The 20,650-nt window shown below is 65.6% G+C and carries 20 protein-coding genes; 16 read left to right on the top strand and 4 right to left on the bottom strand.

All coding sequences use genetic code 11. The annotated features are described in order from the left end of the window. The first annotated feature begins 3 nt into the window (after nt 1-3). The 7 genes from ACH438_RS16855 to ACH438_RS16825 all read left to right on the top strand — a co-directional run bounded on the left by ACH438_RS16855 (nt 4) and on the right by ACH438_RS16825 (nt 5,863). On the top strand, nt 4-1,080 hold the full coding sequence (locus tag ACH438_RS16855) for a hypothetical protein (protein ID WP_397005959.1): 1,077 nt from the start codon (nt 4-6) through the stop codon (nt 1,078-1,080). Between the two features lie 31 nt (nt 1,081-1,111). Then, the gene (locus tag ACH438_RS16850) at nt 1,112-2,152 is read left to right on the top strand and encodes a hypothetical protein (protein WP_397005957.1); all 1,041 of its coding nucleotides are present in this window, start codon (nt 1,112-1,114) and stop codon (nt 2,150-2,152) included. 37 nt (nt 2,153-2,189) lie between these two features. Beyond that, complete coding sequence (locus ACH438_RS16845; protein ID WP_397005955.1) at nt 2,190-3,491, top strand: hypothetical protein; 1,302 nt, start codon at nt 2,190-2,192, stop codon at nt 3,489-3,491. Continuing rightward, on the top strand, nt 3,488-3,928 hold the full coding sequence (locus ACH438_RS16840) for a hypothetical protein (RefSeq protein WP_397005953.1): 441 nt from the start codon (nt 3,488-3,490) through the stop codon (nt 3,926-3,928). The genes ACH438_RS16845 and ACH438_RS16840 overlap by 4 nt, the downstream gene beginning before the upstream one ends. 73 nt (nt 3,929-4,001) lie before the next feature. After that, complete coding sequence (locus ACH438_RS16835; RefSeq protein WP_397005951.1) at nt 4,002-4,460, top strand: hypothetical protein; 459 nt, start codon at nt 4,002-4,004, stop codon at nt 4,458-4,460. A 51-nt stretch (nt 4,461-4,511) separates the two neighbouring features. After that, nucleotides 4,512-5,285: an N-acetylmuramoyl-L-alanine amidase gene (locus tag ACH438_RS16830; RefSeq protein WP_397005949.1), complete on the top strand. Its 774-nt coding sequence runs from the start codon at nt 4,512-4,514 to the stop codon at nt 5,283-5,285. A 62-nt stretch (nt 5,286-5,347) separates the two neighbouring features. Further along, on the top strand, nt 5,348-5,863 hold the full coding sequence (locus tag ACH438_RS16825) for a hypothetical protein (protein ID WP_397005947.1): 516 nt from the start codon (nt 5,348-5,350) through the stop codon (nt 5,861-5,863). Nucleotides 5,864-6,622: 759 nt separating this feature from the next. Here ACH438_RS16825 and ACH438_RS16820 read toward each other — a convergent pair. Beyond that, the gene (locus ACH438_RS16820) at nt 6,623-7,123 is read right to left on the bottom strand and encodes a MarR family winged helix-turn-helix transcriptional regulator (RefSeq protein ID WP_397005945.1); all 501 of its coding nucleotides are present in this window, start codon (nt 7,121-7,123) and stop codon (nt 6,623-6,625) included. Nucleotides 7,124-7,227: 104 nt separating this feature from the next. On the opposite strand from ACH438_RS16820, the gene ACH438_RS16815 reads away from it, so the two are divergent. Both ACH438_RS16815 and ACH438_RS16810 read left to right on the top strand, forming a co-directional pair. After that, nucleotides 7,228-8,181: an EamA family transporter gene (locus tag ACH438_RS16815; protein ID WP_397005943.1), complete on the top strand. Its 954-nt coding sequence runs from the start codon at nt 7,228-7,230 to the stop codon at nt 8,179-8,181. Nucleotides 8,182-8,203: 22 nt separating this feature from the next. Further along, entirely contained in the window at nt 8,204-8,845 is a 642-nt protein-coding gene (locus ACH438_RS16810) for an NAD(P)-dependent oxidoreductase (protein WP_397005941.1), read from the top strand. 85 nt (nt 8,846-8,930) lie between these two features. Here the strand turns inward: ACH438_RS16810 and ACH438_RS16805 are convergent, their stop codons facing one another. Continuing rightward, nucleotides 8,931-9,665, bottom strand: a complete 735-nt coding sequence (locus ACH438_RS16805) for a S1 family peptidase (protein ID WP_397005939.1) — start codon at nt 9,663-9,665, stop codon at nt 8,931-8,933. A 237-nt stretch (nt 9,666-9,902) separates the two neighbouring features. Between ACH438_RS16805 and ACH438_RS16800 the strand changes: the two genes are divergently transcribed. Then, nucleotides 9,903-10,658 (top strand): MerR family transcriptional regulator, encoded by a 756-nt coding sequence (locus ACH438_RS16800; protein WP_397005937.1) that lies wholly within the window; start codon nt 9,903-9,905, stop codon nt 10,656-10,658. A 64-nt stretch (nt 10,659-10,722) separates the two neighbouring features. Next, nucleotides 10,723-11,376, top strand: coding sequence for a hypothetical protein (locus tag ACH438_RS16795; RefSeq protein WP_397005935.1), 654 nt, complete (start codon nt 10,723-10,725; stop codon nt 11,374-11,376). An 83-nt stretch (nt 11,377-11,459) separates the two neighbouring features. On the opposite strand, the gene ACH438_RS16790 is transcribed toward ACH438_RS16795, so the two are convergent. Both ACH438_RS16790 and ACH438_RS16785 read right to left on the bottom strand, forming a co-directional pair. After that, nucleotides 11,460-12,026, bottom strand: a complete 567-nt coding sequence (locus ACH438_RS16790) for a Uma2 family endonuclease (RefSeq protein WP_397005933.1) — start codon at nt 12,024-12,026, stop codon at nt 11,460-11,462. A gap of 100 nt (nt 12,027-12,126) precedes the next feature. After that, nucleotides 12,127-13,302: a hypothetical protein gene (locus ACH438_RS16785; RefSeq protein WP_397005931.1), complete on the bottom strand. Its 1,176-nt coding sequence runs from the start codon at nt 13,300-13,302 to the stop codon at nt 12,127-12,129. Between the two features lie 391 nt (nt 13,303-13,693). Here ACH438_RS16785 and glf point away from each other — a divergent pair, with 391 nt between their 5' ends. From glf to zomB, 5 genes are read left to right on the top strand one after another with little or no spacing between them, the layout of a single operon-like run. Beyond that, the gene (gene glf, locus ACH438_RS16780; RefSeq protein ID WP_397005929.1) at nt 13,694-14,890 is read left to right on the top strand and encodes a UDP-galactopyranose mutase; all 1,197 of its coding nucleotides are present in this window, start codon (nt 13,694-13,696) and stop codon (nt 14,888-14,890) included. Then, complete coding sequence (locus ACH438_RS16775; protein ID WP_397005926.1) at nt 14,890-16,833, top strand: glycosyltransferase; 1,944 nt, start codon at nt 14,890-14,892, stop codon at nt 16,831-16,833. Before glf ends, ACH438_RS16775 begins: the two co-directional genes overlap by 1 nt. Next, nucleotides 16,830-17,408 (top strand): phosphatase PAP2 family protein, encoded by a 579-nt coding sequence (locus ACH438_RS16770; protein ID WP_397005924.1) that lies wholly within the window; start codon nt 16,830-16,832, stop codon nt 17,406-17,408. Before ACH438_RS16775 ends, ACH438_RS16770 begins: the two co-directional genes overlap by 4 nt. Nucleotides 17,409-17,437: 29 nt before the next feature. After that, nucleotides 17,438-18,394, top strand: coding sequence for a decaprenyl-phosphate phosphoribosyltransferase (locus ACH438_RS16765; protein ID WP_397006053.1), 957 nt, complete (start codon nt 17,438-17,440; stop codon nt 18,392-18,394). Continuing rightward, the gene (zomB, locus tag ACH438_RS16760) at nt 18,372-20,441 is read left to right on the top strand and encodes a flagellar motor control protein ZomB (protein ID WP_397005922.1); all 2,070 of its coding nucleotides are present in this window, start codon (nt 18,372-18,374) and stop codon (nt 20,439-20,441) included. The genes ACH438_RS16765 and zomB overlap by 23 nt, the downstream gene beginning before the upstream one ends. Nucleotides 20,442-20,650: the final 209 nt, after the last annotated feature.

Genomic DNA, 20,650 nt, shown 5'->3' with positions numbered 1-20,650 from the left:
GAAATGTCCACAGTAGGTGAGTATTTCGAGTCCGCCCTGATCCGCGGCATCGACGAAGGCCTCGGCCGGCCGGGTCTCGTGCAGGCGATGCATGGGACTCCGCGCGATGGTTCGCTCGAATTGATGTCGGGCACGGCGGGTGGAGCCGGGCCGGCGGGGGATCCTTGCCCGCCGTTCCGCTGGGAAGGCGATATCAAGGATCAAGCGGCGCTGAATGCGCTGGCGGTCAAGCTCGGACCGGGTCAGGCGGGCAGAGCGTGGCGAGTGTCCGATGGCGACACCCTGATGTACTGGAATGGAAAGAGTTTCGACAGCTTCGTCGAGGCCTTCGGTGCGATGGGACCGGACGGACAACCGTGTGCGGTCAGCATAGGCACCGTGAACACCGGACCCGCAGGATCCGATCTGCAAGTCACGGTCACCGGTACGCCGCCGAACCTGGTGCTGAATCTGACTGTGCCACAGGGCATCAAAGGTCGTAAGGGTGAGCCCGGGGGCCCGGGACCGATTCGTAGCGCGGCAGACTACACCGACGGCGCACACAATGATAGAACGGTCCCGGCGTGGAGCTCCGCGACGTCTAAATGGGTACCGCGCCCGCATCCCGGGCTGCGTGGGCCGTGGTCGATTGTCGACGGCCAGGCGTGGGACGGCGGGCCCGGGTTCGTACCCTCGCAATCCAATATCTCGGCGGCAACGATCACCGTTGCGCAGCTGAAGGTTCCGGCTCAGGACGTCGATTGGCGCCCCCACATCTCCGGCGGCGTAATGGCTTCGACCACTGAAAGTATCGGCATCTGGGACACCCGGGTCGATGCTGAGGTGCACATCGGTGCGCCCGATGGCCAGATCGTGGCGATGTCTTCGGGATTTGTGTTCGGCCTGGACAGTGCCGGCAGTTTCCAGCCGCATTTCGCCACCTCGGCCATGACACCGGACAGCACCGTGGGAGTCGTTCCCGCCGGTCAGGCGGTGACGCTCTATGTCGTGCTGTCGCGGAACCGCGGCAACTCCAACTACAACTTCACGCGGACCGGCTCGCAGATCATCTGCTGGGCTCGCCCCGTCCCGCCACGGTGACGCGGCGGACGCTGTGAGTACGGAGAACGAAATGACCAACCAGCAGAACGTTGTATACCGCGAAGACGTACTGGTCACCATGCGCGGTGTATCCGATTCCGTCGGCCTGCCGTACACGGTGAATCCGATCGAACTCGTCGACCGCGAAGTGCTGATCGAACTGCGCGAGGGCCCGACCGGTTCGCAGGGTCGTGACGGTGATCCGGCCTGGCCATGGCTGTGGCAAGGCGACATCGCCGACCGTCCCGCGTTGCAAGCTCTGAGGCTGACCACGGCCGATGCTCGCAAGGCTTGGCGAGTTGTCGCAGAGAACGCGATCTACTTCTGGACCGGACTCGAATTTGTCCGCTTTACAGAAGCTTTCGCCCGAAAGGGACGACAGGGCGCGCCGAATATTCTGACTGGATCGGGTCTCGCGGGGCCCGCGGGCTCGTCGGCATCGGCGCAGATCACCGGTACCGCACCGGGACAGCAACTGACTATCACCTTTCCTCGGGGAGTTACCGGCGATATCGGAGACCCGGGAAAAGCGGGCCGGATCCAGGACGCCGCCGATGTGCTGATCGACGATGACCATCCGCTGGGCCAGGACTATGTGCTCGGCTGGAATGCAGCTCTGGGCAAGTTCACACCGATCCCGAGCCCACGTGTGGCCGGACCGTGGGCCATCGGCAAGGGCCAGCTCAATGGCGGAAACAACCTCAACGCCGACACCAAGGTCGTCGGGTCGATAACTATTCCCGGGCAACCGACGACATGGCGGCCGTACGTCAACGGTCTCCTCATCGTCGGAACGACCAATAACGGCACCCGATGCGACGTCCAAATCCGGATGGGTGCACCCGACGGCGACATCGTCGCGGCCGGCAATGGATACAACGTGGTCAATTGGGCCCAAGTGCAGATCTCGCCCCGGTTCCCATATCCGATGACCCCGCAATCTACCTACGGCGTCGTCCAGCCGAACCAGACCACCACCCTCTACGTCGTGGTCACCAGGGCTCAAGGCACCGGAACCTACTACGTCGACACCGAAGGCGCCCAGCTCGTTGTGAACGCTCAACCGGTGTAGACGTTTTCACTCTTCATTCCCTGAAAGGCACTGATCCATGGCCGATCTGCCCCCGCTGAAGTACGGAAAGGTCGTCGGGCGGTTCCTCGCCAATGTCATCGACGGCTCCGATATCGATGACCTGCCCGAGTTCCTCGGCCTGAGTGGAACTGTCACCTTCACCGCCGAAGCACCCAAGATTCTGGTGGCCGGCGCGCACCCGCCGGTGACCTACGTGCAGCTGCCCAAGTACTACGAATGCCAGCTGGACCAGTTCGGAAATCTGACCTGGCGCGGCAACCTCGGCGTACGACTGGTCGCGCCGACCAGTGCGACGAACCCGTCCAACTGGACATGGCGGGCATCGTTCGACCTGTACTACGAAGGCGAACGAGTTCCGATGGATTCGTTCAGTTTCCTTGTCCCGGAATATATTCCGGGACCCGATCCACTGAATCCGGATGCGAACTCGACCGGCCTGGTGGACCTCACCCTGGCCGCGCCGGTGCCCGCGTCGCCGGGCAATGCCGTGGTGACAGGCCCGCGAGGAGAAGGCATCAAGGTCGACGGCCAGGTCGCCACCTACGCCGACCTCCCCGCCAAGCCCGCCGAGGGCGCGCAGTTCGTGGTGAAAGCTGATGGGCTGCTGTACGTCTTCCACGCCGCTGGCGGCTGGCCGGCCAGCGGTCAGGGCGTCATCATCCGTGGTCCGGCTGGTGCCTCGGATTGGGCCGGTATCAGCGGCAAGCCCACGACCTTCCCACCGATTATCGGCACGACGTCGACGACGGCTGTCGCGGGCGACGATCCACGACTGACCGACGCTCGTATGCCCACCGCGCATACTCACACGTCGGGCCAGATCACCGATTCATCTGCGCTCGGCAGGCAGCTGCTGACCGTGGCCGACGCTGCCACCGCTCGCACCGCCCTCGGCACGATTGCTGACAGCGACTCGCGTCTCATCGATTCGCGCACGCCCACGGCAGCAGGCCAGATTTACGACATCGCCTTCAAGTCGCACAGCGGAAATCGAGCTCTCGGGGCGGGCAATGTAATGCCGGAGGGACTCCGGATCGAGCGGAAGATCGCGGTCTCGTCGCTGACCTACCGTGGTGAGACGGCCGGCACCGGCAATCTGGCCGTCGAACTGCGGGTGGCGAACGCGAGCGGGAACTCAGCGGTGGCGGGCTCGTCGGCAACTATCGCGGTCGCGAATCATGCTGCGGACACGACGATTACGCCGTCCGTTCCGTGGATCTTCAACCCGGGCGATCGGATCATCGTGAACGTCACCGCGGCCGACAATCCGGTGGGCAAGGGCCTGCAGGTGAGCATGAAGGGAACGACTGCGTCATGACCTTCATCGTCGCCGCAGGCGTGCTCGAATCCGCGGTGCCGATGGGCATGAACAAGTCCGGTTCGCAGCAGATCGCGGGCGGTGCCGTGGACGAAAGAGTGACGAACTGGGTCGTGCGCAGCGGCTTCGGAGACACGGTCATCAACGCCAAGCACGAGCTGGTCTCCAGCGGTCCGGGCGCCGTGACTGTCCGTTGCCGCCTGGAAGTGTCGGGGAACCTGTCGTTCAACGAGACGCGCAGCTTCACCGTGATGCAGAACGACACCCCCGCATACACGTTCACCAGTATCGCCAATTCGGTCGTCCTGCCGGACAAGGTGCTGACACTGGCGCGTGGCGATCGGGTGTGGGTTCGAATGACCGGCTCGGCCGTCAGTCTCTATCCCACCGCCATCGCGCCTGGTGAGAACACTTACCTCTACTTCGTCCCTGTCTGAATCGTCGAGAAAGCGGGAAAACCATGTTCTGGAACGACCATTCGCAGTCGCACGCGCGGGCGCGTGGTATCTGATGCCCTTGGTCGTTGTCGCGGGCGTGGACCCCACCGCGGGCTTCGCGCCTTCTGCCATGACGAAGACCGCGTCTCATCAGATGGCCACCGAGTTCGGTCAGGTCAACGGCTGGAGCGCGGATACGAAGAAATACCCGGGCTCCACCGTGGTCAACAATGCGCTCCGCGCGCAGAGCACCAAATCCCGCGCGACCGTGAGCGCAGTCCTGCCGTTCTCGGGCGGCGTGCCCGGCTTCATGGGCAAGCTCACGCAGCGGGCACGGTTGGTGGTCAACGGTCGCGAGGTCGAAACCAGCTCCGAAGTGGCCGGACCCGCAGGCACGTTGGAGATCACCGCCATCGTGGATATCAAGGCCGGTGATCTGGTGTCGGTACAGGCATTCAGCACCGGATTCACCTTCGGCGGCTCGTCATCCATCATTTCGCCGGGCGAAACCACCTATGTGCGAATCGCGTGACCGCGCCGCACCTCAGTACCGAATTCACCTCGCGCGGAAGGCGGCAAACCCATGTCTTGGACCGGTGACCCCGTGTGGCTGGCGGACGTTCTCCGTGCGGAGGGTCTTCGCGTTGTCGAATATCCAGGCTGGCGCGACCGCGGCCACGGCGACTTCGGCGAAGTCTGGGGCATCATCGCCCACCACACCGGCGGCACAAACACCCCACCCTCCGAAATCGCCTACGGCTTCCCCTCTTTGGCAGGCCCACTCTCGCAAATCCACCTGGCCCAGGACGGCACCGTAACCGTGATAGCGGCCGGCGTCGCCTGGCACGCCGGCGTGGGCTCCTGGCCGGGCCTTCCCGAGGACAACGCCAATTTCCACACCATCGGCATCGAGGCCGCCAACAACGGCACCGAAGGCTGGTCCCCGGCGCAATACGACGCCTATGTGGGCTGCTGTGCAGCAATCCTCCGCAAACTCGGCCACGGTCCCGACCGCGTAATCGGCCACAAGGAATGGGCCGGCCGCAAGCAAGGCAAGTGGGACCCCGGCGCAATGGACATGGCCAAGTTCCGCACCGATATCGCGATCAGACTGAAAGGCAACGCCCTGATGGCACTCTCGGACTCCGAACAACGCGAACTCCTCGACAAACTCCGCAAGGTCCACTCCGAACTCACGTACGGCTTCCAGTCCAGAGTCGCCGACTCCACATACCGCGACACCCTCGTCGGCTACATCCTCAACTCCGACGCCGCCGACTACCGCAACGAACAGCGCCTGCGCGCAGTGGAACTCAAGCTCGACCGCCTGCTTGCCACGGCAGAGGAGCGCCGATAATCCACTCGCCCGCCTCCAGAACGGACTGTACTGTCCGGTGATCGGACGCGGGAGGAAACGGAATGGAGTTCTTCGTACAGGCTGGTAGTCCCGAGATTCGGGCGTGTGGAGCTGTCGATGACTTCGCCGAGGCAGTATCCCAGATCTATTGGGATGCAGAAGAGTACGCGGTGCTGGTCTGGAACTGGGTGCCGATTCTGCTCTCGTACTCCGATGACATCTCGGTGATGCTTCATGATCTCGTTCCGCTGCTGGAGGAGGTGCAGCGACCGGGGTTTGTCGGATGCCGGGTCCAGTGGGGGTCCAATACTTTCCTCGCTCAGTGGGACTTTTCCCGGGATCGCGAACTGCTCGTGATAGATGCGAGCTGGCAGAGTACGAACGGGAGTTACGAGCACTTACTGTCGAATCGCCCCCGGGTATCGATGCCGATCCGAGTGTTCGTCGATGAGTGGAGCAAGATCCTGCGGCAGATCCTGGCCGACTTCGACAGCATGGCGGTCGTCATAGCGGACCACGATATTCTCCAGCGGACCAGGGGATTGCTGTTTTCTGTGCAGTACGAGGGCCTCAGTTAGTCGAGGATTCAAGGGGCGGTGCACCTTCGGGTGCGCCGCCCCTATTTGGGGATGGTATGGGAGATAGTCAGGTCCGTGCGATCCCGGATGCGATATCGGAGAGGGCACTCGATGTTTGTCGACAATGTTGTGATCGACGTCGCTCGGAATGCGACTTGACTCCTATGCGAATGCTGCTGTGGCTCTTGTGCTTCCGGAGTCCTTCGCGGCCTATCCGGTGGAAGATGCGGCGCCTGATCCGGCGAGTACCGACGTCTTCTGGCTCTATCAGGGCCGTTATCGCACCCTGCGGACGGATGCGCACGGCGTACTTGGGATACCTTCTGAGCTGGAGAGGCTCTTGTTGGATCTGCCGCCTATGGATTGATCCCGGCTGCTCATGCCGTGTCCGTTGTGACCAAATACCAACCTTTATGGGCGCTCAGGAAGGCGTGAACCGTTGTGGTGGAGGCGGTTTGGAAGGTGGGGTCTTCGGGGTGGGGGGTTAGGGCGGTGTGGAGGGGGGTGTCGAGGTGGGGGAGGCGGTAGGTCGGGGTTGTGCCTTGGAGGAAGAGTAGGGCTGCTACTCGGGCGGCGGGGCCGCCCTTGTGGGGGTGGTTTTGGAGGAGGACGTCGGTTTGGCCTAGCCATAGGTGGGGGGAGTGGGTGATGACGTCGTCGAAGGGGGATTCCTTTGAGTTCCACCAGAGGCGGGCTGCCGGCTCGGGGGCTGGGGCGCGGAGAGCTATGAGGGTTATGTCGATGAGGAGCATGGCGGGGTCAGGTCAGGGAGGTGTCGCCGAGGGATTCGGAGAGGGTGCGGAGTAGGGGGATGAGGGATTCTCGGTCGGTGGGGGTGAGGGCGGCTAGTAGGCGCTGCTCGTTGGCCATGTGGAGGGGGAGGAGGTCGTCTACCAAACCGCGGCCCTTCGCGGTCAGGTGGACTCGGATGGCTCGGCGGTCCTTGGTGTCGGGGATGCGTTCTACCAGGCCCTTGGCTGTCAGGCGGTCTATGCGGTTGGTGATGGCGCCGGAGGTGACCATGGCTGCTTTGTTGAGTTCGCCTGCGGTGAGGCCGGATTCGGGGGTGGAGCGGCGGAGGGTGGCCAGGACGTCGAACTCCCAGCGTTCGAGGTTGTGGGTGTGGAAGAAGTCGGTGAGGGCGCGGTCGAGGAGGCGGTGGAGTCGGGTTATGCGGCCGACTATTTCCATGGGGGAGGTGTCTACGTCGGGGCGGTGGGTGCGCCAGGCGGCGGTGATCTGGTCTACGGCGTCGGGCATGGGGCCTCCTTGGGGGCGGGAATAATTTCAACGTTGAGATACTTAGTGTTGAGGTATCTAATGGTTGTTATCTCAACATTGAGATTATCAATGAGGAGCTGGTCATGATCGGCGTGCGGGCTGGGGGTGTGGGGACGTTGGCGCTGACCGCGCTGGCGCCACTGGTGTGGGGGTCTACCTATGCGGTGACCACGGAGTTTCTGCCGGCTGAGCGGCCTATGTTCACGGCGTTTGTCAGGGCGTTGCCGGCTGGGTTGTTGTTGCTGGCCATCACTCGGAAGCTGCCGCATGGGCGGTGGGTGTGGCGGGCCGGCGTTCTCGGGTTGCTCAATATCGGGATCTTTCTGGCGGTGTTGTTCCTGGCGGCTTACCGGCTGCCGGGCGGGGTGGCGTCGGTGCTCAGTGCCAGTTCGCCGCTCTTCGCGGTGGGATTCGCGGCGGTCGCGTTGAATCAGCGGCCTACCGTGCGGAAAGTGCTGGCGGCCTTGATCGGGTTGGGCGGGGTGGCGCTGGTCGTGCTGCGGGCTACCGCCACTTTGGACACTGTCGGCGTGATTGCCGGTCTGGTGGCGGCGGTTTCGATGGCCGCCGGGACTGTGATGACCAAGCGGTGGGGGCTGCCCGAAGGCGTGGGGCCGTTGACCATGGCGGGGTGGCAGCTCACCGCGGGTGGGCTGATGCTGCTGCCGGTCGCGTTGATCACCGAGGGGGCTCCGCCGGCATTGGATGCGAAGGCCATCGGGGGTTACCTCTACCTGGGGCTGATCGGGGCGGCGGTGGCTTACGCGCTGTGGTTCCGGGGGATCGCGAGGGCGAATGTCACGTCGGTGGCGTTCCTTTCGCTGCTCAGCCCGGTGTCGGCGACCGTCATCGGATGGGCTGCTCTCGGGCAGTCGCTGGCGCCGCTGCAGATTCTCGGGATGGTGGTCGCCCTGGGCGGCACGCTGCTCGGGCAGACCGGGGCCGCGCCACGACCCGCGCCTGTCATCGAAGACGAGGACGAGACCTCCCCTCCCGGCGCGCTGACCACGCCCGCCATTTCTACCTCAGCTGCTTAATTCTCGAAGGAGTCGAAAAATCATGCGTATCACTGTGTTCGGAGCATCGGGCGATGTCGGTAGCCGAGTGGTTGATGAGGCGTTGCGGCGCGGTCACCGGGTCGTGGCGGTCGCCCGGAATGCGGAACGGCTGAACACGCTCCCGTCCGAAGTCGAAGTGCACCTGGGCAATGCGGCCCGGCCCGAGGATGTGGCAGCGGCCAGCGCGGGAAGCGACCTCGTCATCAGCGCGACCCGCCCCGTCCCGGGACGCGAGCACGAGCTACCCGAAGTCGCGCAATCACTGCTGGAAGGTCTGGCGCACAGCGGGACTCGGCTGCTGGTGGTCGGCGGAGCGGGCAGCCTCACCCCGCCCGGCGCGGAGCTGACCCTGACCCAGCAGCCGGACTTCCCGGCGGAACTGCTGCCGATCGCCGAAGCCTGCGACAAGCAGCTCGCCGTCTTCCGAGCGGCGGAATCGGGCCCGGTGGCATGGACCTACCTCAGCCCCTCCGCACTGCTCGAGCCCGGCGAACGGACCGGCGTCTTCCGTATCGGCAAGGATGAACTCCTGACCGATGACGAAGGGAACTCCTCGATCTCGATGGAGGACCTGGCGGTCGCCTTGCTCGACGAGGCCGAGACGCCGCGCCACCACCGCACCAGATTCACCGCCGGATACTGACTCACCGAAATATCTAGGCACGCAAAGAAATACGGCCCGCGGGAGGGAATCCCGCGGGCCGTATTCGTCGTTCAGATCAGAGCCGTCAGAACGGGCGGAATCCCGCGCCCGCGCCACCCTGCGCATTGATGTCGTCCAGCACGGTCGTGATGTTGGAGGCCAGCTCCGGCTCGTGGATCAGATCCCCCGCGCCGGTGCACAGCGGCAGTTCGACGTCGATCGGCCCGGCCTTGAAGTCGGTCCCGGCCACCACCATGCCGACCAGTCGGTCGCCCAGCAGCACCGGTGCGCCGGAGTCGCCGTGGTTGGCGCAGACCTGGCTGCGGAAGTAGTAGCTCTTGGTCTCCCACACGGGCCCGCAGGTGTAGCCGGTGGTGCGGCCGTTCTTGCAGACCATATTGCCGATCGCGGGCGGGTTGCCGATGCCGTTGATGGTGGTCTGCGCGACCTGGCGGGTCGGGATGACGCGCGCCGGGTCGAAAACGATGACGGCCCAGTCCATATCGGCGTCGTTCGCGGCGACCACGCCGATGCCGCCGCTGCGGGTGTACTCGGAGGCGACGCGCGCGCCGACCTCGCCGCAGTGGCCGGCGGTCAGGCCGACCAGCTTGTTGTCGCGGTCGTAGCCGATCGCGGTGAGGGTGCAGTTGTTCACGCTGTCGGAGTCGGTGAGGTCCTCGATATAGACGCCGGAGCCGCCGCCCAGGGTCACCACCGGCGCCGCGTCTGCGGCCGTCCCAGTGAGCAGAGCAGTGGAACCGACCGCCACGACGGCCGCGGCCGCCCAGCGCAGAACCCGGGCGCGACCCGCAGTCAACATGTGTTTCCTCATCCCCCAACGCATCAAAAAAGGAGCTGCGCGCCGAAATCCGCTGTCGGGCAACGCGCTGCAGAATCCTTTCACAACGCCGCGAAGCCGGGCAAGCGGGGTATCCCGGACAACCGATCCGGTGACCGATTCCGGGACCGGCGCATACTGGTAATGGCTTGACCTTGACGCTACGTCAACTTGCATCCTGAATTCGTCGAGGAGAACGAGTGCGGAAAGGACGGAGTAATGGATACCGAATGGTCCATCCAGGAATTGGCCAAGGCCGCCGGCACCACCAGCCGCACCCTGCGGCATTACGGTGAGATCGGCCTGCTGCCGCCGGTCCGGATCGGATCCAACGGATACCGCTACTACGGCCAGGAATCACTCGTTCGCCTGCAGCGCATCCTTTTGCTGCGGGAACTGGGACTCGGCCTGCCGGCCATCGCCCAGGTCCTCGACGGACAACGAGACGCCGCGGCCGCGTTGCGCACGCATCTGGAATTGCTGAAACAGGAGCAGGGCCGGATCGCGCGCCAAATCGCCTCGGTGCGAACCACATTGCGCAAAACGGAAGCAGGTGAGCCACTTATGGCTGACGAAGTGTTCGACGGATTCGACCACACTCAATACAAGGACGAGGTCATCGAGAAGTGGGGCAAGGACGCCTACGAGAAGAGTGACCGCTGGTGGCGTTCGCAGAGCAAGGCCGAACAACAGGCCTTCATGCAGACCCACCGCGACATCGCCGCCGACTACGGCCGGGCGCACGCCGCCGGGCTCCCCGTCGACGGCGACGAGGTCCAGGCCATCGTGCAACGCCACTTCGACTGGATCGGCGCCTCGCCCACGGGCGGCCCCGTGACCGCCCAGTACTTCACCGGACTCGGTGAAATGTACGTGGCCGACCCACGATTCGGGCAGAACTACGACAAGCACGGCGAAGGCACCGCGGAGTACGTCCGCGACGCCATGAAGGCCTACGCCGACGCCCGGCTGTAAACCGGATCGCCCCCGTCACCGCCACGCGGTAGAGTCCGCGCGAACGTGAGAGGGGGAGGTCCTGATGAGTTATCCATACGGTCAACAACAGCCCGGCTACCAGAATCCCGAATATCCCGGTGGCGCCGGATATCCCGGACAGCAGTATCCGCCCGCCGGATATCCGCAGCCCGGTTACCAAGCGCCACCGGGATATCCGCAGCAGGGATATCCGGCGCCGGGATATCCGGCCGGTTACCCGCAGCAGCCCGCGACCGGCGGCACCGCCATCACCGCGGGCGTGCTGGGGATAATCATCGGAATTCTCGCCATGATCGGCGGCGTCGCCGCCATGATCGCGGCATCCACCTTGAAGAACGAGGACGACTACAGCTCCCCGTACAGCACGCACACCCACACCTCGGATACCGCCACGACGGTGGCGACCGTGGTGGGCGTGGTCATCATCGTGGTGGGGCTGCTGTGGATCGTGGCCTCGGGACTGCTGCTGGCCCGCAAGACCTTCGGCCGAGTGATGCTGATCATCCTGTCCGGCATCGGCGTGGCCGGCGGTCTCGTCGACGCCGCGCGGACTCCGGGCGCGGGTCTCCTCGGACTCCTGGTGGCGGCGGCCATCCTGATCCTCGCCGCGGTACCGGCCACCGGCCGCTGGATCGCCGCCGGCAAGAACCGGCAGCCGACCTACGCGCAGCCCGCCTACTCACCGTACGGCTACTGACGCACCGTCGAAACGGCAAGAGCCGCCCGGTCTTTCGATACCCGGCGGCTCTTGTGCTGAGCTCCCTTGGGTTCCAAGAGGTTTCAGCTACCCAGGCCCATCAGTTCGATATCCATCTCGAACGGCGCGTCCGTCCGCAGCGATTTCCGATGCACATCGATCGGTGAGTACTGGCCCGTGGTCTCGTCCAGTCGATAGGTGTAGACGACCGGCTCGAAGTCTTCGGCCTCGATCCGCCAGAAGAACGGAATCCCGGCCCGCGCGTAGTCCATCGGGCGAATCATCCGATCCTTCCGCCGGGTGCCGGGGGATACGATCTCGACGGCCAGATGGACTGCCGACTTCGGGAAGACATTGGCCTCCGGTCGTGCGGCAGCGATATCGATAACCAGAATGTCGGGCACCGGAGCGAAGTCGTCGGAAATCTCGATGGCCTGCTCCATCTCGACCGACATATCCGGCGGGCAGACCGCCTCCATCGCGACGGCGAGATGCCGCAGGACGCGATTGTGCCAGCGGGTGGCCGAAGCCATCATCACGGCCACACCGTCCTCGAGTTCGAACCGGAATCCCGGGTCATAGCCCGCCCGTAGATCTGCCACGGTCAGCCCGCCAGGCGCGGTCTCGATGCGATGCGGCTCGGCTGTCACGACACCTCCTAGGTTCTACCCCAGCCTAGACCTGCACGATGGCGCATTTCGCGTCATCGTGCAGGTCGCGCGGCATGTCATGGCCGTTGCGCGGTTGTGTCTAAGCGGCGCACATGGATTGGAGGACGCCCTTGAGAATCGGGAGGCCGTAGGTGGTTGGCGCGAAGGCGAGGGTCTGCGCGATCGACAGTGGGGTCAGGATCGTGTTGGCCACGCCCGTCCAGCCGGCCACGTAGTTGGCGCCCGTCATCAGGAGGCTGGCGGTGTCGAGGGCCACCGTGATCAGCATGAAGACGTTCTCCACCTTCACGTCCGAGAGCGGCACGGTGTTGAGGCCGCGGCCCTCGTAGATGTCGAAGCCGAGGTTGGCCAGGAAGGTGAGCGGGCCGTAGTCGAGGGCGTCGACGATGGGGCCGAGCTCCTCGGTGCGGCGGATCATCATGACGTCGGCGACGCGGGTGTCGCGCAGGAAGCCTTGCAGGGCAGTCGCACTCGCGTTCACCGCGTTCGGGTCCACCGGCAGGCCGGGAGTCGAGGCGAGGTAGTTGCGGGTGCGCTCGACCAGGTCCGAGGTCTGCAGCTGACCCAGCGGGGTGCAGCTGCCATTGGCCAGGGTCAGCTGATTGGCGAGATCCATGAGCGGCTGCGGGATCTGGACATGCTCTTCGGGCAGGTCCAGCTGCAGCTTCTGGTACATCCCCGCGGCCCGGGTCTGGCAGCCCACCGTCGACAACTGCCCCTGCACCGCACGCGCCAGCGACTTCACGCCGTTGAAGAGCGCGCCCACGATCGGCTTCAGCAGGAACCCGACGGTCGGCACCAGGCTGAAGGCCAGCTGGGTCGGGATCTTCACGATGCGCGTGGCGAGGATGAACACCTCGATCACATCGTTGACGTTCAGCGAGGACGCCGACACGGTCTTGTCGATGCGCCCGGTCTTGATGGCGTCCAGCGCGTTCACGATATTGCTGACGATGGGATCGTCCAGGAACTGCGTGCGGTCATTGGGACCGGCCACCGGCAGCATGTCGCGGTGCACGCGCACCGAGGCGATCTGCGCCCGGAAGTCGTTCACCTGCTGGTCGTAGGCGGACTGTTCGGCGGCGGGGACGACCGTGCGGATGGCCGTGGCCGCCGCATTGACGATGTCGTCGAAGGTCGGCGCGGTATTGCCGCAGACCGGGCCCGCATCGGCGACGGCAGTCGCGGCGAGAGTGTCCCCCTCGTCCGCGTACGCCGGGGCGGCGGCCGGGACGAGGGCGGCAGTGCTCAGCACGGCCGAAATCGTTAGCGCACCCATGAGGGGTGCGAAGCGGGCGAATCGCAATGTAGGGGTCGTCTTCCGGGTAGGGCGCGGCAGCCCGCGCACCAGCACAAACAATCCGAACTGGTCGTACGGTCAGTTCGGGTGCCTATGTAATACAGCCCGTATGTCCGCCCTGTCCCCGTTTCGGTAAACACGGAGCAAAATTTTCGCCAAAGTCAACCCCCGCACGGGGGATACGCGGACACCGCGCGGGGGATGCCGGACACCGGTCACGCCCGCATCGTTCGCACCCGGCGGTACCGGCGATTCGCACCCGGCGACCCCGCCGATTCGCATGCGGCGAACCCCACGAATGAGAGCCAGCGCACCGCAACACCCGATGCCGGTACGCTGGGCCACCGTGACCGTCGCATCCCCCTTCGATCTCATCGTCGTCGGCTCCGGCTTCTTCGGGCTGACCATCGCCGAACGCACCGCCAACCTGCTGGGCAAGCGGGTATTGGTGGTCGAACGCCGCTACCACCTGGGCGGCAACGCGTACTCGGAGGCGGAGCCCGAAACAGGCATCGAGATCCACAAGTACGGCGCCCACCTCTTCCATACCTCCAACAAGCGGGTGTGGGACTACTGCAATCAGTTCACCGAATTCACGAACTACCAGCACCGCGTCTTCGGCCTGCACAAGGGCCAGGCCTACCCGCTGCCCATGGGGCTGGCCATGATCTCCCAGTTCTTCGGCCGCTACTACACCCCGGACGAGGCCCGCGCGCTCATCGCCGAGCAGTCCGCGGAGATCGACAGCACGGCTGTCACCAACCTCGAGGAGAAGGGCATCTCGCTGATCGGGCGCCCGCTCTACGAGGCGTTCATCCGCGACTACACGGCCAAGCAGTGGCAGACCGATCCCAAGGAACTGCCGTCGAGCATCATCACCCGGCTGCCGGTCCGCTACACCTTCGACAGCCGCTACTTCAACGACACCTATGAGGGCCTGCCCAAGGACGGGTACTCCGCATGGCTGTCGAAGATGGCCGACAACGACCTCATCGAGGTCCGCCTCGACACCGACTGGTTCGACGTGCGCGACGAGATCCGCGCCCAGAACCCGGACGCCCCCGTCGTCTACACCGGCCCGCTGGACCACTACTTCGACTACAGCGAGGGCGAACTCGGCTGGCGCACCATCGATTTCGAGACCGAGGTGCTGGAAACCGGTGACTTCCAGGGCATTCCGGTCATGAACTACAACGACGCCGACGCCCCCTGGACCCGCATCATCGAACCGCGCCACTTCCACCCCGAGCGCGACTACTACCCCAGCGACAAGACGGTCATCATGCGCGAGTTCTCACGCTTCGCCCAGACCGGCGACGAACCGTACTACCCCATCAACACCCCCGAGGACCGCGCCAAGGTGCTCGCCTACCGCGAGCGCGCCAAGGCCGAAACCGCCTCCGCCAAGGTGCTTTTCGGCGGCCGCCTGGGCACCTACCAGTACCTCGACATGCACATGGCCATCGGCGCCGCGCTCAGCATGTTCGACAATGTGCTGCGCCCGCACCTGGAGACCGGCGCCACCCTCGTGGACGAGGCCTGATGACCGCCCAACTCACTCGGGAAGACATGAGCACCGAGACCCGCGCCGTATCCCTGCTCCAGCGCATCATCCTGCCGCGGCCGGGTGAACCCCTGGACGTGCGCAAGCTGTACCTCGAGGAATCCGACACCAATGCCCGCCGCGCGCACGCCATCACGCGCACCGCGCTGGCCATCGGCGCGGAATCCGAGGTGTCGTTCTGCACCTACTTCAACGCGGTCCCGGCCAGCTACTGGCGGCGCTGGTCCGTGCTGAAGTCCGTGGTGCTGAAGCTGGAGATGTCCGGCCACGGCCGCGTCGACGTCTACCGCTCCAAGGCCGACGGCTCCCGCATCCACGTGCAGGGCGACGAGTTCAGCACGCCCGGCGACGGCGCGGCCGCCGCCGACTACGTCGAATTCGAAGTGGACCTGGGCCCGTTCGAGGACGGCGGCTGGATCTGGTTCGACATCACCACCGACTCGCACGTCGAAATGCGCAGCGGCGGTTGGTACGCGCCCGTCGAGGCGCCCGGCGAGGGCAGCATCGCGGTCGGCATGCCGACCTTCAACCGCCCCGCCGACGCCGTGAAAACCATTGCGGCGCTGGGCTCCGACCCGCTGGTGCTGGAGAAGATCAAGGCCGTCATCATCCCCGACCAGGGCACCAAGAAGGTCGTGGACCAGCCCGGGTTCGCCGAAGCCGCACGCGCGCTGGGTGATCGGCTGGCATTCCACGATCAGCCGAATCTCGGCGGCTCCGGTGGGTACAGCCGAGTCATGTACGAAGCGCTGAAGACCACCGATGCCGAATACATCGTCTACATGGACGACGACATCGAGATCGAGCCCGACTGCATCCTGCGCGCGCTCGCCTTCTCGCGTTTCGCCAAGTCGCCCATCCTGACCGGCGGCCAGATGCTGAACCTGCAGGAGCGCTCGCACCTGCACAGCATGGGCGAGGTCGTGGACCGCGGCATCTTCATGTGGACCTCGGCGCCGAACGTCGAATACGACCACGATTTCTCGAAGTACCCGCTGCGCGACCGCGACAACTCCAAGCTGCTGCACCGCCGCATCGACGTCGACTTCAACGGCTGGTGGACCTGCGTCATCCCGCGTCAGGTGGCCGAGGAGATCGGGCAGCCGCTGCCGCTGTTCCTCAAGTGGGACGACGTCGAATACGGTTTGCGCGCACGGGAACACGGCTACCCGACCGTCACCCTGCCGGGTGCCGCCGTCTGGCACATGGCCTGGTCCGACAAGGACGACGCCATCGACTGGCAGGCCTACTTCCACCTGCGCAACCGCCTCGTGGTGGCCTCCCTGCACCTGCCCAACGACGGGCGGCCGATGGTGGTCAACACCATCAAGGCGACGCTGAAACACCTGCTCTGCCTGGAGTATTCGACCGTCGCCATCCAGAACGAGGCGATCCGCGACTACCTCGCCGGCCCCGAGAAACTGTTCGGCCTGCTGCCCACCGCACTGGGCAAGGTGCACGCCATGCGCAAGGAATTCCCGGACGCGGTCATCGTGCCGTCCTCCACCGAACTGCCGCTGGCCTCCCACGCCGGCGTCGGCGCGGTCGGCGAACCGGGCAATCCGCTGGCGAAGGTGGTCCGGCTCGGCAAGGGTGTGCTGCACAACTTCCGCAAGGCCGACACCAAGCATCACGAGACCCCGCAGCTGAACGTCCCCACCCTGGACGCACGCTGGTTCCTGCTCTCCCAGGTGGACGGCGTCACCGTCACCACCGCCGACGGACGCGGCGTCGTCTACCGCAAACGAGATCCGCGGCAGGCCCTCGAACTGTTCAAGGAAGCCCTGCGGCTGCGCAAGGAGCTGGCCGAGCGATTCCCCGAAGTACGCGAGCAGTATCGTCGCGCGCACGCTCATCTCACGAGCAAAGCGGCTTGGGAGAACGTCTTCGGCATCGACACAGAAGGAAAGACGACGGAATGACCGCTGCACAGCCTGCTTCCGGCACCGACCGGAACCTGCATGTGGTCCCGGACGCCCCGGCCGCGCCCGCACCCGCCGAGGTGAAGATCCTCAACGCTGTCCAGGGCACTATCGGCCGCAATCCCGCGGTCCTCGAGGCCGCGCGCGGCATGTCCCACTTCGGTGAGCATTCGCTGGGCTGGCTGGGCATTTCCGCGGTCGGCGCGCTCGTCGACAAGCCGCGCCGGCGGGAGTGGATCGGCGTCGGCGTGGGCGCGTTCGGTGCGCACGCGGCCTCGGTCGTCATCAAGCGGATCGTCCGACGGCCCCGGCCGAACGACCCGTCCGTGCAGGTCAACGTGTCGACGCCGAGCAAACTGAGCTTCCCGTCCTCACACGCGACATCCACCACGGCGGCGGCTGTGTTGCTCGGGAGGCTCACCGGGCTACCCTTGCCAGCGGTGCTCGTCCCGCCGATGTTGCTCTCCCGAGTCGTTCTCGGAGTGCACTATCCCTCCGACGTGCTCGCCGGTTCCGCGCTGGGCGCCGCATCAGCTGCCATAGTGCTCAGTGCCGAAAAGAGACTCGCGAAGTGACCACAGCCAAGGAAAGAGCCGTTGGGGATATGAGCGAAGAGCCGACCAGTACCGACCTAGCCGAGGCGGTCATCAAGGGCCCGCCGAAGTCGCTGGGCGCCGGCCTCGTCAAGGCGATCCGCCCGCGTCAGTGGGTCAAGAACGTCCTGGTGCTGGCCGCACCGGCGGTCGCGGGCAAGACCGCCGCCGGCCATATCGTGCTCTCCGATCCGAAGGTGCTCGGCCACGTCGGCATCGCGTTCGTGGTGTTCTGCCTCGCGGCCTCCGGCATCTACCTGATCAACGACGCCCTCGACGTCGAGGCCGACCGGGCCCACCCGACCAAGCGCTTCCGGCCCATCGCGGCCGGCGTGGTGCCGGTCAATCTGGCCTTCGCGCTGTCGGTCGTGTTCCTGGCCGCCTCGATTCTCGGCTCGTTCCTGGCCAATTGGCATCTCGCCGTGGTCATGGCCGTCTACATCGGCATCCAGCTCGGCTACTGCTTCGGCCTGAAGCATCAAGCGGTACTGGACATCTGCATCGTCTCGTCCGGCTTCCTGCTCCGCGCCATCGCGGGTGGCGCGGCGGCCGACATCAAGCTCTCCAAGTGGTTCCTGCTGCTCATGGCGTTCGGCTCGCTGTTCATGGCGGCGGGAAAGCGCTACGCCGAGTTGAAGATCGCGCTCGACACCGGTGCCAAGATCCGCAAGTCGCTGGAGTACTACACCCCCACCTACCTGCGGTTCGTCTGGACACTGTCGGCCACCACCGTGGTGGTCTGCTACGGCCTGTGGGCGTTCGACAACGACCCCTCGGTCCGGCACGCCGACAATGTCTGGTTCGCCATCTCGATGATCCCGTTCACCATCGCGATCCTGCGCTACGCGGTGGACGTCGACGGCGGCGAAGCCGGTGAACCCGAAGAGATCGCCCTGGGGGACCGGATCCTCCAGTTCCTCGCAATCGCCTGGATCGGAGCGGTAGGTGTCGCTGTCTATCTCACCTGACGTGGTAGAGGGAGAAGAGCGAGGGGAGGGCGAACCGACCGCACAATTGGCGGTCGGTCGCGCCCGACGGCGCGCGGACGGTGCCGCGCGCCGCTTCACGCGACTATCCCGAGCCACGTTCATCGGTGGGATCGTGCTGACCGCGACCCTTTTCGCCACCGGCGCCTGGCAGCGCCGATGGATCGCCGATGACGGCCTGATCGTGCTGCGTACGGTGCGCAACCTGCTCGCGGGCAACGGACCCGTGTTCAACGCGGGCGAGCGCGTCGAAACCAATACCAGTGCGGCCTGGACCTACGTCGTCTGGTTCTTCAGCTGGCTGACCCAGGCGCGACTCGAATACGTGGTGCTCACCATCGCCCTCACCATGTCGGTGGCGGCCATCGTGTTCGCCATGGTCGGCGCGGGAAGGCTGTGGGGCGGAACGTCTTCCGCACTGCTGGTGCCCGCGGGCGCCATCGTCTACATCGCGCTGCCGCCGGCCCGCGACTACGCCACCTCCGGACTGGAGAACTGCCTGGTCATCTTCTGGCTGGGCGTGCTCTGGTGGTGGATGTTGCGCTGGGCGCAGGCCGATCGGGTGCGACTGGCGAGCTACTTCGGGCTGGTGTTCTGGGCCGGACTGGCGCCGGTGATCCGGCCGGAGATGACGGTCATCGGCGGGCTGGCGCTGCTCATGGTGTTCTGCGCGCCGGTGCCCCCGACGCGGTTGCGGCCGTGGATGTTCCGGGCGCTGGTCGTGGTGGTCGCCGGGCTGCTGCCGCTCGGGTATCAGATCTGGCGGATGGGCTACTACGGTCTGCCCTATCCGAATACGGCCGTCGCCAAGGAAGCGGGCGGGGCCAAATGGCATCAGGGCTTCATCTATCTGTGGAACATGGTCGGGCCGTACTGGCTGTGGGTGCCGCTGCTGGTGCTGGCTGTCGCGGCCGCCGTGGTGGTGCGGGCCCGGCGGGTGGCCGAAGGTAAGCCGACCGGTCGCCACGCATTCCGGGTGGGCGATGACGCGGACTCCGCGCCCGCCGGCCGGAAAGCCCAGCTGCTGGACCGCATTCACCGCTTCAGCGTGTGGCTGCACAGCCCCGCCGCCGTCGTGACCCTGTTCCTGGCCGGCGGTCTGCTGCTGGTCGTGTTCGAACTGCGCGTCGGCGGCGACTTCATGCACGGGCGCATGCTGCTGCCGCAGCTGTTCTGCCTGCTGCTGCCCGTCGCGGTGCTGCCGCTGCCCAAGAGCCTCTTCCACGGCGGCGAGAACCGGCGACTGGACTGGGTTTTCGTCATCGTGCTCGCGGCGTTCGTCGGCTCGGCCGCCTGGGCGGCCGTCGCGGCCAACACCACCGCCGTCAAGCTGCGCGGCACCATCGCCGCCAACGGCATCGTGGACGAACGCATCTACTACGTGCTCAACAGCGGGCACGCGCACCCGATCCGGGCCGAGGACTACCTCGACTATCCGCGCATGCGCGCCATGGTCCGCGATATCGCCAACTCACCCGACGGCGCGCTGCTGCTCAACTCGCCGTCGTTCATGAACTGGTATCTGGATCCGCAGCCGGCCGCCGAACCGGGCAGCGACAGCAAGCCGGAACACACCGTGTTCTTCCTCAACCTGGGTATGACCAGCATGAACGTGCCGCTGGACGTACGCGTCATCGACCAGGAGGGGCTGGCGTATCCGCTTGCCGCGCACACCGATCGGCTCGAAGGCGGGCGCATCGGGCACGACAAGAGCATCTACCCGGACTGGGTGGTCGTCGACGCGGGCATGGTGGACCGGCATCCGTGGATGCCCTGGTACCTGGACGAGAAGTGGGTGGACCAGGCGCGCGTCGCCCTGACCTGCCCGCGCACCCAGGACCTGCTGGCCTCCTCCCGCTCCCCGCTGACCTTCAACCGCTGGCGGCACAACCTGGTGCAGTCGCTCGGCTTCGCCAAGTACCGCATCGACCGCGTACCCAAGTACGAGATCGAACGCTGCGGCCTGGTGGACCCGCACCCCTCGGCCCCGGCCATGCCGGTGCCCCCGCCCCCGGCGCCACCGAAGTAGCAGAACAACTGAAGTAGTAGAACAACTCTCGTAACTCGCGGCTCCACCTCTCTGCGCCGGGGCAAGCCCCTGAAACCCCGAGGGACAGCGAGACACAAGACCCCGCATCCTGAAAACAGGGTGTGGGGTTTCTTGTTCTTGGGCGATAACGGGTTTGGGGAGGTTTGTAACGTTTATGCTGTGGGATTCCTGTCGGGATCTCGGTTCGG

The sequence above is a fragment of the Nocardia sp. NPDC020380 genome (genome assembly GCF_044386975.1).
Taxonomy (GTDB): Bacteria; Actinomycetota; Actinomycetes; order Mycobacteriales; family Mycobacteriaceae; genus Nocardia.
The sequence above is the reverse complement of the archived record's forward strand: the minus strand, read 5'-3'. Positions and strand labels throughout refer to the sequence as shown.

What these genes read in the sequence shown, in the direction of transcription:
- ACH438_RS16855 (WP_397005959.1), top strand. Translation starts at nt 4, where the DNA reads ATGTCCACAGTAGGTGAGTATTTCGAGTCCGCCCTGATCCGCGGCATC.
- ACH438_RS16850 (WP_397005957.1), top strand. Translation starts at nt 1,112, where the DNA reads ATGACCAACCAGCAGAACGTTGTATACCGCGAAGACGTACTGGTCACC.
- ACH438_RS16845 (WP_397005955.1), top strand. Translation starts at nt 2,190, where the DNA reads ATGGCCGATCTGCCCCCGCTGAAGTACGGAAAGGTCGTCGGGCGGTTC.
- ACH438_RS16840 (WP_397005953.1), top strand. Translation starts at nt 3,488, where the DNA reads ATGACCTTCATCGTCGCCGCAGGCGTGCTCGAATCCGCGGTGCCGATG.
- ACH438_RS16835 (WP_397005951.1), top strand. Translation starts at nt 4,002, where the DNA reads ATGCCCTTGGTCGTTGTCGCGGGCGTGGACCCCACCGCGGGCTTCGCG.
- ACH438_RS16830 (WP_397005949.1), top strand. Translation starts at nt 4,512, where the DNA reads ATGTCTTGGACCGGTGACCCCGTGTGGCTGGCGGACGTTCTCCGTGCG.
- ACH438_RS16825 (WP_397005947.1), top strand. Translation starts at nt 5,348, where the DNA reads ATGGAGTTCTTCGTACAGGCTGGTAGTCCCGAGATTCGGGCGTGTGGA.
- ACH438_RS16820 (WP_397005945.1), bottom strand. Translation starts at nt 7,123, where the DNA reads ATGCCCGACGCCGTAGACCAGATCACCGCCGCCTGGCGCACCCACCGC.
- ACH438_RS16815 (WP_397005943.1), top strand. Translation starts at nt 7,228, where the DNA reads ATGATCGGCGTGCGGGCTGGGGGTGTGGGGACGTTGGCGCTGACCGCG.
- ACH438_RS16810 (WP_397005941.1), top strand. Translation starts at nt 8,204, where the DNA reads ATGCGTATCACTGTGTTCGGAGCATCGGGCGATGTCGGTAGCCGAGTG.
- ACH438_RS16805 (WP_397005939.1), bottom strand. Translation starts at nt 9,665, where the DNA reads ATGTTGACTGCGGGTCGCGCCCGGGTTCTGCGCTGGGCGGCCGCGGCC.
- ACH438_RS16800 (WP_397005937.1), top strand. Translation starts at nt 9,903, where the DNA reads ATGGATACCGAATGGTCCATCCAGGAATTGGCCAAGGCCGCCGGCACC.
- ACH438_RS16795 (WP_397005935.1), top strand. Translation starts at nt 10,723, where the DNA reads ATGAGTTATCCATACGGTCAACAACAGCCCGGCTACCAGAATCCCGAA.
- ACH438_RS16775 (WP_397005926.1), top strand. Translation starts at nt 14,890, where the DNA reads ATGACCGCCCAACTCACTCGGGAAGACATGAGCACCGAGACCCGCGCC.
- ACH438_RS16770 (WP_397005924.1), top strand. Translation starts at nt 16,830, where the DNA reads ATGACCGCTGCACAGCCTGCTTCCGGCACCGACCGGAACCTGCATGTG.
- ACH438_RS16765 (WP_397006053.1), top strand. Translation starts at nt 17,438, where the DNA reads ATGAGCGAAGAGCCGACCAGTACCGACCTAGCCGAGGCGGTCATCAAG.